We start from the raw sequence: 12,184 nt of genomic DNA on the forward strand, positions 1-12,184 counted from the left end.
CCCCCCACAGATGAGAGGCAGGGCGCTGGTGACTCCCCTCCCTTCGGCCGGCCGGGCCCGTCGTGCCGTGCTTGCCGTCGCGTTGTGTGCCGGGCTGACCGCCGGGGTCACGGCTTGCGGCGAGGACCCGGACGCGGGAACCAACGGGATCGGCAAGCTGACGGCCCAGGAGATCGAGAACAAGGCGCGCGCGGCCGCCGACGGGGCTTCCGCGGTGCGGTTGTCCGGCACGCTGGTCAGCAAGGGCGGGACGTACAAGCTGAACATGCGGCTTAAGCAGGACGGCGGCACCGGCTCGGTGACCTCGAAGGACAACACCTTCGAACTGCTGCGCATCGGCGACGTCCTCTTCCTGAAGGCCGACGCCGGTTTCTGGAGCCACACGGACGATGAGGACGGCGAGGAGCCGAGCAGGTCCGACGAGGAGGTCGCGGACAAGCTCGAGGACAAGTACGTGAAGGTCCCCAAGGGCGACCCGGCGTACAAGCAGTTCCGCGGCTTCACGGACATGGACGTACTGCTCGACGGGCTGCTCGGCATGCAGGGCAAGCTGACCAAGGGGGACCGGACAGAGGTGGGCGGCGTGCGGACCGTCGAGGTCCTCGCGGCCGAGGGCGCCGGCGGTGTGCTCGACGTGTCGCTGATCGGCAAGCCGTACCCGCTGCGCTTCACCCGGGCAGGCGGGGCGGGGGTCCTCGCGCTCGGCGACTGGGACAAGGACTTCGCGCTGACCGAGCCGTCGAAGGACGAGACGCTGGACTACGGCGGCCAGCTCCCGAAGACCTCGGGCGACTGACACCCCGGCTCCGCCGCTAACCCTCCTCGACGACGTCGAGGACTCTCGTCACCGGTGTCCCGATCAGCGCGGGTGCCTTCTCGCGCGATGTCCAGACATCCGCGACGAGCGCGTCGCGGAACCGCTCGGCCTCGCCCGCGGTCGCGAATTCGAGGTCGACGACGATGTACGCCGGATTGTCGACTGGCTGCTGGATGCGGTACGCCCGCACGCCATGCTTCCGCCGGAAGTCGCCGAACCGGTCGAACGCGGTCTTCCAGGTGGTGAGATCGGTGATCGCGTGCTCGATGTGCAGCGTGACCATGCTGCCTCCTCGTCCGGCGGGGACCACGCCTTCCATGGTGACGGCTCCCCGCTGCCCGAGCGCGCCGGCCATCGGTGCGGGGCACGAAGGTCTCGATCACTGGGGGCAGGCCTCGGGCCCGCGTCACGGCAGCCCGGGCGGCCACGCCTGCGGGCTTGGCCCCCGAGCGCGCTGGGCAGCGGTGGAGGGCACGACGACCTTGGTCGCGGCGGCCACGCCCGCGGGCGGCGCGGCTTCCGGGTGGGGCGCGCACGGCGGGCGCGGACGGTGGACGGCGCGCCGGTCACGGGGGGCAGGCGTCGAAGGCCCCAAGGCAGGCAGTTGACGGCCCCCGTCTCGGCGGCCCCGGCGGCCACGACCGCGGGTGGTGCTGTTTCAGGGTGGGGCGCGCACGGTGGGCGCGGGCGATGGAGGAGGCGTCGGCCACGGCGGGCAGGCGTCGGAGCCCAGCGGCCATGCTTGCGGGCGGCGGTGCGCCCATGAAGCGGCGCGGGGCCCAGGCCGGCGGCTACACGGCCGGCGCTGGCCGGCGGCAGCGCGTCCAGGCGCGGCAGGCGCGACTTCCCGGTGGGGCACGCAGGGCGGGGGCGGGCGATTGACGACGCGCCGACCACGGCGGGCAGTTGACGGTCCCGTCACGGCAGCCCGGCGGCCACGCCCGCGGGCGGCGGTGCGCCACGAGCGCCAGGCGGCGGCCCCAGGCGCGGCGGCTACACGGCCGGCGCTGGCCGGCGGCAGCGCGTCCAGGCGCGGCAGGCGGCGCGTTTCCGGGTGGGGCGCGCACGGCGGGCGCGGGCGATGGACGATGCGTCGGCCACAGCGAGCAGGCCTCGGAGCCCAGCGGCCACGAAAGGCAGGTGACGGGCCCGTCAGGCGGCCCCGCGGCCACGCCCGCGGGCGGCAGGCCCAGGCGCGGCGGCCACGCCTGCAACCGGCCTGCGCGCCACGTGGTCGGCTCGCCTAGCGGCGGCGGCGGCGGCCGGCGCGGCGCTTCAGCAGGAGCCTCGGCAGGGCCGCCGGGGCGGGCCTGCGGGTGATCGCTGGGCTCGGTACCGGCGCCGCGGCGAGCGAGGCGTCCGGCAGATCGGTGAGCGTGTCCCGTGGCTCCAGCCGCAGCACGCGGCATTCCCGCGCCCAGCGGTCCGTCATCCGCTCCGCGTCCGGCGCGTTCAGCCGTTTGCCCTTGAGCTCGCCGACGGCCGCCTCCCACGCCTCGGACCCGGGCGCCAGCTCGCGTACGACGGCTGTCCACGCGACCAGCCGCCCGCCCTTGTCCTTGCTGCGGACGGTGACCTCGGCGGCCCCGCCGTCGACCAGGCCGGGCAGCGGCTGCTCACCGGGCCCGTCGCCGACGACGTGCGCGGCACCCTCGTGCCACACGTGCCACAGCGCCTGCTCCGGGCCGTCGCCGCGCACCCAGATGAGGCCGGACTTCTTCGTGGCCTCCTCGACGAGCGCCTGGTCGAGACGATGGGATGTCATGGTCGCAGCCTATCGACCTGCCGACGCCTCACAGCCAGCCGTTGCGCTTCAGGGTGCGGTGGATCATGAGACAGATGCCGACGATCCCGGTGAGCACCATCGGGTAGCCGTACTTCCACTGCAGCTCCGGCATGTGGTCGAAGTTCATGCCGTAGACGCCGCACACCGCCGTGGGCACGGCGATGATGGCCGCCCAGGACGTGATCTTGCGCATGTCCTCGTTCTGCGCGACGGTCGCCTGCGCCAGGTTGGCCTGGAGAATGGAGTTCAGCAGCTCGTCGAAGCCGATGACCTCCTCCTGGACCCGGGCGAGGTGGTCGGCGACGTCGCGGAAGTATTTCTGGATGTCCGGGTCGACCAGCCGCATCGGCCGCTCGCTCAGCAGCTGCATCGGCCGCAGCAGCGGGGACACGGCCCGCTTGAACTCCAGGACCTCGCGCTTGAGTTGGTAGATCCGCCCGGCGTCGCTGCCGCGCGGGCTGCCCTTCGCGGGGGCGGAGAACACATCGATCTCGACCTCGTCGATGTCGTCCTGCACGGCGGCGGCGACCGCGATGTAGCCGTCGACGACATGGTCGGCGATGGCGTGCAGCACCGCCGAGGGGCCCTTGGCCAGCAGCTCGGCGTCCTTCTGCAGGCCGTGCCGCAGCGCGCGCAGCGAGCCCTTGCCGCCGTGCCGGACCGTGATGACGAAGTCCCGGCCGGTGAAGACCATCACCTCGCCGGTCTCCACGACCTCGCTGGTGGCGGTCAGTTCGGCGTGCTCGACGTAGTGGATCGTCTTGAAGACGGTGAACAGGGTGTCGTCGTACCGCTCCAGCTTGGGCCGCTGGTGGGCGTGGACCGCGTCCTCGACCGCGAGCGGGTGCAGCCCGAACTCGGCGGCGATACCGGCGAATTCCGCTTCCGTCGGCTCGTGCAGTCCGATCCAGGCGAAGCCGCCGCCTTCACGCACCTGCAGCATCGCCTCGTGCGGCGTCTGGCAGGCGGGGCTCTCCATCCGCTTGCCGTCGCGGTAGACGGCGCAGTCGACCACCGCGCTGGAGGCGGACGGGTCGCGCGTCGTGTCGTACGTGCTGTACGGCGTGCTGCTCTTGCGCAGGGCGGGGCGGACCGCTGCGCGCAGGTCACGGATCATCGACATGGCTGGCTCCTTCACGGAGAGGCCGTCGGCGAATGGCGTGGCGCAGCCCGGAATGGGGACGTGTGACATACGTCCGCAAAGCGGGCGGCACCGCAGGGTCGCGGTGACGGCGTTCGCTACAGACAGGCAAAAACGAAGTGCTCTTCCGTCGTGCGAAATGCCGTGGGCCCTGTACGGAAAGGCCTCAGCTCACCGGTCCGCGGTCGCCGAATCAGACGTGGCGAGAGGAGCGGTGCCGTGCGGAAGAGCTGCTGGTACTGCACGATCGACTTCGATCCACCGCAGCCTCACCTCCTCCGGCCGGTCCCCCTTGGGGGATGACGTGTCGTCGGGGACCGGGGAACACGCCCTCCGGCTGCCGCCGGCAGGTGCTCCCGTCGGCGAACTGCCCCGACCAGCGGCCAAGCCTATCAGCCGACTACGGGCCAATCCCTCTGATTGCCCGTTCCTTACGCGTTTTATGCTCGCGACATGAACGATGTTCTTGCTCTGGTCGAGGCCCGGCTGCACAGCGCCCTCGGCGAACCGGACGCGCGCGCCGCGGTGACGTTCCTCGGCACGGACCGCATCGAGGTCCTGCGCTTCCCCGGCGACGGCGGGGACATCGTGCGGTACGCCACTCTCGGCATGTCCGCCCAGCCGATGACGGATCCCACGGCGGCCTTCGCCGACCCGGTCGCCGGCCCGCGCGCGGAGCTGATCCTTTCGGTGCGGGCCGGGCTCGCCGACACGGACAAGGTGCTGCGTCCTCTCGCCGTACTGGCCGCCTCCCCGCAGGTCGAGGGTGTGGTCGTGGCTCCGGGTGCCTCGCTCGACGTCGGTGAACCGCTGTGGCCGGGCGCGCCGTTCAGCTCGGTGCTGGTGGCCGAGCCGGGCGGTCTGGTGGAGGACCTGGAGCTCGACGAGCCGATGGACCCGGTGCGATTCCTGCCGCTGCTGCCGATGACGTCCAACGAGGCCGCGTGGAAGCGTGTTCACGGGGCCGCGGAGCTCCAGGAGCGCTGGCTGGCGCGCGGCACGGACCTGCGTGATCCGCTGCGCAGGTCCGTGCCTCTGGACTGACGGCCCGTACGGGACCGGTGGGCAGGGCCCCAACGCGAGATCCCGGACGGCTGGTTCGCGAAGGCGGTGACGCCGTCCCCGGCCGGGTCTCCGGTTCCTCGGCCCTCGTGGCCGGCGAGCCACGCCTGGCCCAGCCGATCGCCGTGCCGGGCGGAGCAGCGCCGCCCGCCGGACAGGATCGTCTACGCGCTCGCCGTGGTGTGGCTGCCCTGCCCGAGGACCGTCACATCGGCGGCGAGCAGGCCGGGCGATCCGCCCAGCCCTTTCCCTGCCCCCGCACGCAACACCGCCTCTGTCCCTCCGTCTGGATGCGTGATGGACGCGTATCCACGCAATTGAGAATGAGACAACCTCCTCTAATGAATGTATCTTGCATCTGTTTTCGTCCGGTCTGGCACGCTCCGGACGGGTGATCGTCCTTGACGCGGAGTCGACCGGGGAGGACCGTTGAGCCCTATGAGGGGCGAACCCAGTTGCCCGAAGTGCGGTGGCCGGGTGAGGGCGCCCGGTCTCTTTGCCGACTCCTGGCAGTGCGCTGTGCACGGCGCCGTGCACCCGCTGCAGCCGGTGATCCCGCCCAGTGTCGAAGCCCTCGGTGTCGTGGTGCACCGCGCGCAGGTCCCCGTGTGGATGCCCTGGCCGCTGCCGGTCGGCTGGCTGTTCACGGGCGTCGCCTATGCGGGCGACGACCGCAGTGGCGGCCGCGCCACCGCCGTTGCATGCTCGGGCCCCGGACCGCTCGGCGGCATCGGTGAACTGCTGCTCATCGCCGAGGAATTGGGCGTCGGGCTCGGCGCGCGGTATGCGGGCATCGACGGCCCCGATCCTGGCCCGCACATCAGGGTGGACATGTCGCCGCAGGTCAAGATGCTGGCCGCCGGCCGCCCCACCCCGCTGTGGCATGTGGCGGCCGCCCCGGAGGATCGCGCCGTGTTCGCCGGTGAGGCGCGGGGGTTGTGGCTGTGGGCCGTCGTCTGGCCCGAGCAGTCCGGGCTGCTGATGTACGACGAGCTGGTGCTGACGGACCTGCGCGACGCGGGTGCCGAGGTGGAGCTGCTGCCCTGCGGAGCGCTGTCGCCGCGACTGTTGTCGTAGGCGTCCGCGTACTGCCGTCGGTGCCTCGCCGTCGAGCCCTGTAAGGGGCCGTGCGGGGAAGCCCGGCTTACGCGCATGGCGCCGAGAGGGGCTGCGGGCCGGTTATCCTGGATCGTCCCCTGTCCGCCCGAGCCCCGGAGCCACGCGTGCGCATCGACCTGCACACCCACTCCACGGCCTCGGACGGTACGGACACCCCGGCCGAGCTGGTGCGCAGCGCCGCCGCTGCCGGGCTGGATGTCGTCGCCCTCACCGACCACGACACCACCCGCGGCCACGCCGACGCCCTCGCCGCCCTCCCCGAGGGCCTGACCCTCGTCACGGGCGCCGAGCTGTCCTGCCGCCTCGACGGTGTGGGCCTGCACATGCTGGCGTACCTCTTCGACGCGGCGGAGCCCGACCTGCTGCGGGAGCGTGAGCTCGTACGGGACGACCGCGTGCCGCGCGCCCGGGCCATGGTCGGCAAGCTCCAGGAGCTCGGCGTCCCCGTCGAGTGGGCGCAGGTCGCCCGTATCGCTGGTGACGGCTCCGTCGGCCGCCCGCACGTCGCCGAGGCCCTCGTCGAGCTCGGCGTCGTGGGCACCGTCTCGGACGCGTTCACGCCGGACTGGCTCGCGGACGGCGGCCGGGCGTACGTCGAGAAGCACGAGCTCGATCCCTTCACGGCGATACGCCTCGTCAAGGCCGCCGGCGGGGTCACCGTTTTCGCGCATCCGCTCGCCGTCAAGCGCGGCCGCACCGTGCCCGAGAGCGTCATCGCCGAACTGGCCGCACACGGCCTGGACGGCATCGAGGTCGACCACATGGACCACGACGAGGCGACGCGTACGCGGCTGCGCGGCCTCGCCGGGGAGCTCGGTCTGCTGACGACCGGCTCCAGCGACTACCACGGCAGCCGCAAGACCTGCCGGCTCGGCGAGTACACCACCGACCCGGAGATCTACGGCGAGATCACCCGCCGCGCCACGGGCGCGTTCCCGGTGCCGGGTACGGGCGGAACGCGCCCGTAGGACCCGCCGACCCTCGTACACCCCTCTCCCGCAAGGCCCTTCACCGTGTTCGACGCTGCCGTTTTCGGCTCCCTCTTCCTCACCCTTTTCGTCATCATGGATCCCCCCGGGATCACACCGATCTTCCTCGCCCTGACCTCCGGACGCGCCGCCAAGGTGCAGCGCCGGATGGCCTGGCAGGCCGTGGCCGTCGCCTTCGGCGTGATCACCGTCTTCGGCATCCTCGGTCAGCAGATCCTGGACTATCTGCATGTCTCCGTGCCGGCGCTGATGATCGCCGGCGGGCTGCTCCTGCTGCTGATCGCGCTCGACCTGCTGACAGGCAAGACCGACGAGCCCAAGCAGACCAAGGACGTCAACGTCGCCCTGGTCCCGCTCGGCATGCCGCTGCTCGCCGGCCCGGGCGCGATCGTCTCGGTCATCCTGGCGGTCCAGCACGCGCAGAGCCCGGGCGAGCAGCTCTCGGTCTGGGCGGCGATCGTCGCGATGCACGTCGTGCTCTGGCTGACCATGCGCTACTCGCTGCTGATCATCCGCCTGATCAAGGACGGCGGTGTCGTGCTCGTGACCCGGCTCGCGGGCATGATGCTCTCCGCGATCGCCGTGCAGCAGATCATCAACGGCGTCACCCAGGTGATCCAGGGCGCCTGACGCCTGACGCCTGACGCAGCGCGCCCCCGTACGGAGGTCGTACGGGGGCGCGGAGGGTAGGGGCTCGTAAGGGCTACGAAGCCGAGGTCTCGGCAGGCCGGATGAGGATGCGCTGGCCGATCGAAGCGGCCTGCTGCACGATCCGGTTGACGGAGGCGGCGTCCACGACGGTGCTGTCCACGGCGGTGCCGTCGACGTCGTCCAGTCGCATGATCTCGAAGCGCACGGCTTCTCCCTTCGTCTGATCCTCCTGAAGGAGAACTGCTGACAGACGGAATTCTCCGTCTGGGTACACAGGTCCACAACGCGATGCATCCTGCAAACATTCCCTACGCTAAGGAAATTTTTCGGATGCCTAACTACTGGCGGGTAGCGCTCGGGGCACGGACAATGAGCACCGTATGAACGACGCCGACACCACCCCGATCGCCGACCGCCTGGAGCGCACCAATGAGCTCCTGCAGCGGATGCTCGCCGAAGTTGCCAAGACCCCCTCGACACACGCCATCTTCGTCGACGCCGGTTACGTCTATGCTGCGGCCGGGTTGCTGGTTGCGGGCACCGAGGACCGGCGCTCCTTCGACCTGGACGCCGAGGGCATGATCGAGGCCTTCATCGACCGGGCCCGCACGATCTTCGCCGACAGCCGACTGCTGCGCGTGTACTGGTACGACGGCGCCCGGCGGCGCATCCACACCGCCGAGCAGCAGTCCATCGCCGAACTGCCCGACGTCAAAGTGCGCCTCGGCAACCTCAACGCGAACAACCAGCAGAAGGGCGTCGACTCCCTCATCCGCTCCGACCTGGAGTCCCTCGCCCGGCACCGCGCCATCAGCGACGCGGCTCTCATCGGGGGCGACGAGGACCTCGTGTCGGCCGTCGAGGCGGCCCAGGGGTACGGCGCACGGGTCCACCTGTGGGGCATCGAGGCCGCAGAAGGCAGCAACCAGGCGGAGCCGCTGCTCTGGGAGGTCGACAGCCGGCGGACGTTCGATCTCGACTTCTGCCGCCCCTACATCACGCGCCGGCCCGTCACGACGTACGAGAACGAGGGCACTCCGCCGCCCTCCCGCGACGAGGTCCGCTTCATCGGTGCGCAGATCGCCGCGACATGGCTGGGGGAGCGGGGGATCGCCGCGATGTCCGAGCTGCTGCCCGGTCAGCCCTATCTGCCCGGTCCGGTGGACCAGGACCTGCTGATCGAAGCGGAACGGCTGCTCCAGCGGTCGCTGCGCGGACACGCGGTCCTGCGGCGTGCGCTGCGGGACGGCTTCTGGCAGCACCTGCAGTCCCAGTTCTGACCACGTCCCGCCGAGCGAGGGCTCTGACGGTCCTCAGCGGTGTCCTCAGTGGCGGTCCCAGAACCGCACCAGGGCCTGCGCGGTCTCCCGGGGGCGGTCGGTGTTCGGGGAGTGCTCGGCACCCTGGACGACGGTCCGGTGCGCGCCGAGCCGCCGAGCCATCTCGTCCAGCAGCGGTACGGGCCAGGTGTCGTCCCGCTCTCCCGACAGCACATGCTTGGGCAGCGGCCGCACCGATGCGAGTTCGTCGATCCGGTCGGGCTCGGCGGCCAGCTGCTGCCCGGTGACCAGCAGTTGGGCGGGATTATGGCGAAGCCAGCGCCGCCGCAGATCCTCGCGGTGACCGTTGCGTACCGCGTCGAAGTCCTCCGGAGCGGCCGCGTCCATGGCCTGCATGGCCGACCAGACCTCGTCCATCGTCATGACCCCGAGAGCGTCGGCCAGCAGCTCGACCCGCTGCCGCTGCGCCGGGCTGATCTCGGCCGGGCCGGAGGACATCAGGGTCAGCGAGAGGAACGGAGAGGCGTCCAGGAGCACGGCGGCACGGGCGATCTGCCCGCCGAGCGAATGCCCGACGAGATGCACACGCCCGCCCGCGGCCGCGGCCTGGGCCAGCACGTCATGGGCCAACTCGCTCTGTGCGTAAGCGCCTTGGTCGTTCGGCCCGTCGGTCTCGTACTGCCCGCGCCCGTCGACCGCGACAGCCCGGTAACCGGCTTCGGCGAGCGGCTCGAGCATGGCGATGAAGTCTTCCTTGCTCCCGGTGTATCCGGGCAGCAGCAGCGCGGTGCCGCGCACGTTCCCAGTGGGCGGCCGGGCGTCGAGCACGGCGAAGTCCCCGCGTGCGGTGGGCAGGCGCAGGGAACGGGCGCAGGGCGGCGGTACGAAGGTGGGCGGCCGGCTCATGCGCACGAGGCTAACGCGGCGGGCTCGCGGGGCGGTGCCCGGCACCCTGTGGGTGTCGGATGCCCCGGCGGCGGCGGTAGGGGTTCAGGGCCTGGTGAATGCGGGGGCGGCGGGCGCGGAAAACGCCGATGGCCCGGCCCCCAGTGGGGCCGGGCCATCGGCGCGGGAACAGCGTCAGCTCTCCGGCTGCGCCACGGCCTTGGCAGCGCGTGTGCGGGTGCGGCGCGGCTTGGGCTCCGCCTCCGCCTCGGGCGCAGCCACTGCGGCGGCCTTGGGTTCCGCCGCCTTGCGCGTACGGGTGCGGCGGGGCTTGGCCTCCGGCTCGGTGCCTTCCGCGGCGTCGACGGTCTCGACCGCCTTGGTGGCGCGGGTGCGGCGGGGCTTGGCCTCGGGCTCGACGGCGTCGGCGGGCTCGACGGCCTTGGCAGCGCGTGTGCGGGTGCGGCGCGGCTTGGGCTCCGCCTCCGGCTCCTCAACGGCGACCGTGACGGCCGCCTGCTCGGCCTCGGGCTTCGCAGCGCGCGTGCGGCGACGGCGCGGCTTCTCCTCCGCGGACTCCACAGCCTCCGGGGCCGCCTCGGTCTCCGTGGCCACGGACGACACCGGCGCCTCGGTCTCCTGCGCCGCTCGCGTCCGGCGACGCGCCCGACGAGGAGCCTCTTCCGTCTCGACGACGGTCTCGACGGTCTCGACCTGGTCCATCACGGCCGTCGCCTCGGGTGACGCCTGCGCGCCCGGCCGGGTGCGGCGACGCCGGCGCGGCGTGCGCGGCTCCGTCGGCTCCTCGCCGGAGCTGGTGGCCTGCTCCGGCACCGAGGGTGCGGTCAGCTCGGACCCACCGCGCGTGCGGCGGCGCTGACGCGGCGTGCGCGCCGGACGCTCCTCGCGCACGGCCGTGGCCGTGGCCGTGGCCGTGCCCGCGGACCGGCGGCCGCGGCCGCCCGTCTCGCCCAGGTCCTCGAGCTCCTCCGCCGCGAGGCCCGCGCGGGTGCGGTCGGCGCGCGGCAGGACGCCCTTGGTGCCCGCCGGGATGTTCAGCTCCTCGAACAGGTGCGCGGACGTGGAGTACGTCTCGGCCGGGTCGGGGAACTTCAGGTCCAGCGCCTTGTTGATCAGCTGCCAGCGCGGGATGTCGTCCCAGTCGACCAGCGTCACGGCGATGCCGCTGGCGCCCGCGCGGCCGGTGCGGCCGATGCGGTGGAGGTAGGTCTTCTCGTCCTCCGGCGACTGGTAGTTGATGACGTGCGTCACGCCCTCGACGTCGATGCCGCGCGCGGCGACGTCGGTGCACACGAGCACGTCCACCTTGCCGTTGCGGAAGGCCCGCAGCGCCTGCTCACGCGCGCCCTGGCCCAGGTCACCGTGGACGGCGCCGGACGCGAAGCCGCGCTGGGCCAGCTGGTCGGCGATGTCGGCGGCGGTGCGCTTCGTACGGCAGAAGATCATCGCCAGCCCGCGGCCCTCGGCCTGCAGGATGCGGGAGACCATCTCCGGCTTGTCCATGGAGTGCGCGCGGTAGACGCGCTGCGTGATGTTGGCGACGGTCGCGCCCTCGTCGTCCGGCGCGGTCGCGCGGATGTGCGTGGGCTGCGACATGTAGCGGCGGGCGAGGCCGATGACCGCACCCGGCATGGTCGCCGAGAACAGCATCGTCTGGCGGCGCGCGGGCAGCAGCTTGATGATCTTCTCGACGTCGGGCAGGAAGCCCAGGTCGAGCATCTCGTCGGCCTCGTCGAGGACCAGCGCGCGGACGTGCGAGAGGTCGAGCTTCTTCTGGCCCGCGAGGTCCAGCAGACGCCCGGGGGTGCCGACGATCACGTCGACGCCCTTCTTGAGCGCCTCGACCTGGGGCTCGTACGCCCGGCCGCCGTAGATGGCGAGCACGCGGACGTTACGCACCTTGCCGGCGGTCAGCAGGTCGTTGGTGACCTGCGTGCACAGCTCGCGGGTGGGGACGACGACGAGCGCCTGCGGCGCGTCCGTCAGCTCCTCGGGCCTGGCCCGGCCGGCCTCGACGTCCGCGGGGACGGTGACGCGCTCCAGCAGGGGCAGGCCGAAACCGAGAGTCTTGCCGGTGCCGGTCTTGGCCTGGCCGATGACGTCGGTGCCGGAGAGCGCGACGGGGAGCGTCATCTCCTGGATGGGGAAGGGGGAAACGATGCCGACGGCCTCGAGGGCTTCGGCGGTCTCGGGGAGGATCCCGAGATCCCGGAAAGTCATGGGCTGCGTAGTCAGGGTGTTGCCTCTTCTGTGAGACGCGGCGCGAGGCGAACGCTGGGGGTCGTACCGCACCTGGGTACTGGGCCGGCCGTGGATTGGCTGGATGGCGCGGGACCACTGCCGTCGCTCGAGCGTCGTGCCGCTGGAGGGGACCCTCATCTGCGGTCGTACGCACCTGGTGTGCGCATCATCCGCGTGGAGGGCGGTCGGGTC

General features: G+C 72.0%; 12 protein-coding genes. 6 read left to right on the plus strand and 6 right to left on the minus strand.

The annotated features are described in order from the left end of the window. Positions 1-28 precede the first annotated feature (28 nt). Positions 29-796: a hypothetical protein gene (locus J7E88_RS07630; protein ID WP_374196247.1), complete on the plus strand. Its 768-nt coding sequence runs from the start codon at positions 29-31 to the stop codon at positions 794-796. A 16-nt stretch (positions 797-812) separates the two neighbouring features. On the opposite strand, the gene J7E88_RS07635 is transcribed toward J7E88_RS07630, so the two are convergent. The 3 genes from J7E88_RS07635 to J7E88_RS07645 form a co-directional block, all read right to left on the minus strand. Next, a complete protein-coding gene (locus tag J7E88_RS07635) occupies positions 813-1,100 on the minus strand; it encodes a hypothetical protein (RefSeq protein ID WP_215178604.1) in 288 nt (95 codons plus the stop codon). 960 nt (positions 1,101-2,060) lie between these two features. Then, positions 2,061-2,582 (minus strand): hypothetical protein, encoded by a 522-nt coding sequence (locus J7E88_RS07640; RefSeq protein WP_215178606.1) that lies wholly within the window; start codon positions 2,580-2,582, stop codon positions 2,061-2,063. Positions 2,583-2,610: 28 nt separating this feature from the next. After that, positions 2,611-3,726, minus strand: coding sequence for a magnesium and cobalt transport protein CorA (locus J7E88_RS07645; RefSeq protein WP_215178608.1), 1,116 nt, complete (start codon positions 3,724-3,726; stop codon positions 2,611-2,613). Between the two features lie 471 nt (positions 3,727-4,197). Between J7E88_RS07645 and J7E88_RS07650 the strand changes: the two genes are divergently transcribed. The 4 genes from J7E88_RS07650 (at position 4,198) to J7E88_RS07665 (ending at position 7,544) form a co-directional block, all read left to right on the plus strand. Beyond that, positions 4,198-4,788 carry a suppressor of fused domain protein gene (locus tag J7E88_RS07650; RefSeq protein ID WP_215178610.1) on the plus strand — a complete coding sequence of 197 codons (591 nt, stop codon included), beginning with the start codon at positions 4,198-4,200 and terminating at the stop codon, positions 4,786-4,788. Positions 4,789-5,244: 456 nt separating this feature from the next. Continuing rightward, on the plus strand, positions 5,245-5,883 hold the full coding sequence (locus tag J7E88_RS07655) for a DUF6758 family protein (RefSeq protein ID WP_215178612.1): 639 nt from the start codon (positions 5,245-5,247) through the stop codon (positions 5,881-5,883). Between the two features lie 146 nt (positions 5,884-6,029). Beyond that, positions 6,030-6,893, plus strand: coding sequence for a PHP domain-containing protein (locus J7E88_RS07660; RefSeq protein ID WP_215178613.1), 864 nt, complete (start codon positions 6,030-6,032; stop codon positions 6,891-6,893). 45 nt (positions 6,894-6,938) lie between these two features. Beyond that, positions 6,939-7,544, plus strand: coding sequence for a MarC family protein (locus tag J7E88_RS07665; protein WP_215178614.1), 606 nt, complete (start codon positions 6,939-6,941; stop codon positions 7,542-7,544). A gap of 73 nt (positions 7,545-7,617) precedes the next feature. Here J7E88_RS07665 and J7E88_RS07670 read toward each other — a convergent pair whose 3' ends face one another. Then, positions 7,618-7,770 carry a hypothetical protein gene (locus J7E88_RS07670; RefSeq protein ID WP_177150633.1) on the minus strand — a complete coding sequence of 51 codons (153 nt, stop codon included), beginning with the start codon at positions 7,768-7,770 and terminating at the stop codon, positions 7,618-7,620. A 175-nt stretch (positions 7,771-7,945) separates the two neighbouring features. Between J7E88_RS07670 and J7E88_RS07675 the strand changes: the two genes are divergently transcribed. Further along, the gene (locus tag J7E88_RS07675; protein WP_215178615.1) at positions 7,946-8,845 is read left to right on the plus strand and encodes an NYN domain-containing protein; all 900 of its coding nucleotides are present in this window, start codon (positions 7,946-7,948) and stop codon (positions 8,843-8,845) included. Positions 8,846-8,890: 45 nt separating this feature from the next. On the opposite strand, the gene J7E88_RS07680 is transcribed toward J7E88_RS07675, so the two are convergent. Both J7E88_RS07680 and J7E88_RS07685 read right to left on the minus strand, forming a co-directional pair. Beyond that, positions 8,891-9,751, minus strand: coding sequence for an alpha/beta fold hydrolase (locus J7E88_RS07680; protein WP_215178616.1), 861 nt, complete (start codon positions 9,749-9,751; stop codon positions 8,891-8,893). 174 nt (positions 9,752-9,925) lie between these two features. Continuing rightward, positions 9,926-12,130: a DEAD/DEAH box helicase gene (locus J7E88_RS07685; protein WP_215178617.1), complete on the minus strand. Its 2,205-nt coding sequence runs from the start codon at positions 12,128-12,130 to the stop codon at positions 9,926-9,928. Positions 12,131-12,184: the final 54 nt, after the last annotated feature.

The sequence above is a fragment of the Streptomyces sp. ISL-10 genome, from assembly GCF_018614575.1.
GTDB lineage: Bacteria > Actinomycetota > Actinomycetes > Streptomycetales > Streptomycetaceae > Streptomyces.

Bases quoted from the DNA above. Each gene is read 5' to 3' on its own strand.
- J7E88_RS07680 (WP_215178616.1), bottom strand. From the start codon at position 9,751: ATGAGCCGGCCGCCCACCTTCGTACCGCCGCCCTGCGCCCGTTCCCTG.
- J7E88_RS07655 (WP_215178612.1), top strand. From the start codon at position 5,245: ATGAGGGGCGAACCCAGTTGCCCGAAGTGCGGTGGCCGGGTGAGGGCG.
- J7E88_RS07685 (WP_215178617.1), bottom strand. From the start codon at position 12,130: ATGAGGGTCCCCTCCAGCGGCACGACGCTCGAGCGACGGCAGTGGTCC.
- J7E88_RS07650 (WP_215178610.1), top strand. From the start codon at position 4,198: ATGAACGATGTTCTTGCTCTGGTCGAGGCCCGGCTGCACAGCGCCCTC.
- J7E88_RS07640 (WP_215178606.1), bottom strand. From the start codon at position 2,582: ATGACATCCCATCGTCTCGACCAGGCGCTCGTCGAGGAGGCCACGAAG.
- J7E88_RS07635 (WP_215178604.1), bottom strand. From the start codon at position 1,100: ATGGTCACGCTGCACATCGAGCACGCGATCACCGATCTCACCACCTGG.
- J7E88_RS07645 (WP_215178608.1), bottom strand. From the start codon at position 3,726: ATGTCGATGATCCGTGACCTGCGCGCAGCGGTCCGCCCCGCCCTGCGC.
- J7E88_RS07675 (WP_215178615.1), top strand. From the start codon at position 7,946: ATGAACGACGCCGACACCACCCCGATCGCCGACCGCCTGGAGCGCACC.